This window comes from Gilliamella sp. B3892 (assembly GCF_026536305.1).
Classification (GTDB): domain Bacteria; phylum Pseudomonadota; class Gammaproteobacteria; order Enterobacterales; family Orbaceae; genus Gilliamella.
The window spans coordinates 1-2097 of the sequence record NZ_JAFNOK010000028.1 but is presented as its reverse complement, the minus strand read 5'-3'; the positions used below and the strand labels follow the sequence as shown (position 1 = coordinate 2097).

Sequence of the window (2097 nt, the reverse complement as noted above, 5' to 3'; positions counted from 1 at the left end):
GCTTACTATCTATTACTTCTTGACAATGCACTTTTAAATCGCTTATCGGTATCGGGTTATAGAGTTGATAAAATGACTAACACGCAAACCAAATATATTGAGCCGTATTAAAATGTCACTGTTAAGCTAATTTATATCAAAAAAGCGATTGTGTTAATAGAATAAATGACATTTTTAGACTGTAAAAAAGAACTGCTTTAATAGGTAAAACAGTTCTTTTAACAGATTTCTGATATGCGTGAATTATGAATAATGGCTATTTCATTCCTTTGTGAAGAATTTCGCAACTTTCTTTAAATTTTTGCTCACAAGCTTGTTCAAAATACTTTTTAGCTAACTCGCTATTTTCTACACTGTCATCTTTACAATACATAACACCTTAATTATGCGTTGCTTCAGTAACACCCTGATCGGCTGCTTTTTTGTACCAATACAACGCTTTCTCTTTATCGACTGCGACACCATCTCCTTTGTCATACATAAGTGCTAAATCATATTGTGCATCACCAAGTCCTTGTTCAGCGGCTTTTGTGTACCAATATAATGCTTTCCTTTTATCAACGTTGACATCATCACCTTCAGCATACATCCTTGCCAAATAATATTGCGCTCCAACAAACCCTTCTTCCACTCCTTGAGCTTGAGAAAACCAATATAACGCTTTTTCCTGATTGGCTTCGACACCCTCACCTTGGTCATACATATAAGCTAACTCTAATTCCGATAAAATATCCCCTTCTTCTACTGCTTTTGTATACCAATATAATGCTTTCCCGATATCAACTTTGACCCCATTACCTTGGGCATACATACGTGCCAAACCAGATAGCACTTCAACAATCCCTAATTCCTGTCTTTCTATTTGAGCTTGAGCTCGGGAGTTCCAATAGAGTGCTTTTTCTTTATTGACTTCGACACCATCTCCTTGGTCATACATATAGGCTAACTCTAATTGCGCATAAATATGACCTTGTTCCGCTGCTTTTGTGAACCAATATAATGCTTTCCTTTTATCAACTTCGACTTCATCACCTAGAGCATACTTCCTTGCCAAATAATATTCTCTATCAGCAAGTTCTTCTTCTACCGCTTTTTTAACTTCAGAGTACCAATATGCTGCTATTTCATTATTGACTTCGACACCATCTCCTTGGTCATACATATAGGCTAACTCTAATTGCGCAGAAAAATAACCTCGTTCCGCTACTTGAGTGTACAAATCGAGCGCTTTTTCTTTATCGACTTCGACACCCTGACCTTGGTCATACATATGTGCTAACGTTAATTGCGCAGGAATATCCCCTTCTTCCGCTGCTTTTGTGTACCAATAGAGTGCTTTTTCTTTATTGTCGACGCCTTGTCCGTCATATGTAAGTGCTAAATTATACTGAGCTTCCCTATCTCCCTTCTCTGCCTCAGTGCTACAAGCAATAAAAGCTTGATGATAATACTCTTCAGCTAACTCGCTATTAACTTCAATACCATCACCTTTATAATACATAAAGCCTAAACTAAGCATTGCGTTAGTGTTACCATTATCTGCTGCTTTTTTATACCAAAATAGTGCTTTCTCTTTATCGACTTCGATCTCGTCTCCTTTGTCATACATTTTTGCTAAACGATATTGTGTTTGACTTAGCTTTTTTTTCATTGCGTTACTGAGCCAATATACCGTTTTATCTTTATTAACTTCGAGACCGTCTCCTTTGTCATACAGTTCTGCTAAATGATATTGCGCTTGAGCAATTCCATATTCCGGTTCAGTGATTTTTCTACCTAACCTTTTACGTAGTTCTTCTATAACATCGTCACTTTCATTATTCAAAACTGCTAAATTATATTGCGCCTCAACAAATCCTTTTTCTGCTGCTTCCCTGTACCAATATTCTGCTTTCTCTTTATTGACCTCAACACCTTCTCCTTTGTCATATCTCTTTGCTAACTCTAATTGCGCCCAACCATCCCCTTGTTCCGCAGCTTTTGTATACCAATACACCGCTTTTTCTTGATTGACTTCGACACTGAGTCCATTTTCATAAATGTGTGCTAATCCAATTTGTGCAGAAATAAGCCCTTGTTGCTCAGCTTTAGTATACC

General features: G+C 37.2%; 1 protein-coding gene. It reads right to left on the bottom strand.

Translation table 11 applies throughout. From position 1 onward, the window contains the following. Nucleotides 1-379: 379 nt before the first annotated feature. A partial coding sequence (locus J3U74_RS12300; RefSeq protein ID WP_267396046.1) for an SEL1-like repeat protein occupies nt 380-2097 on the bottom strand: 1718 nt, incomplete at its 5' end.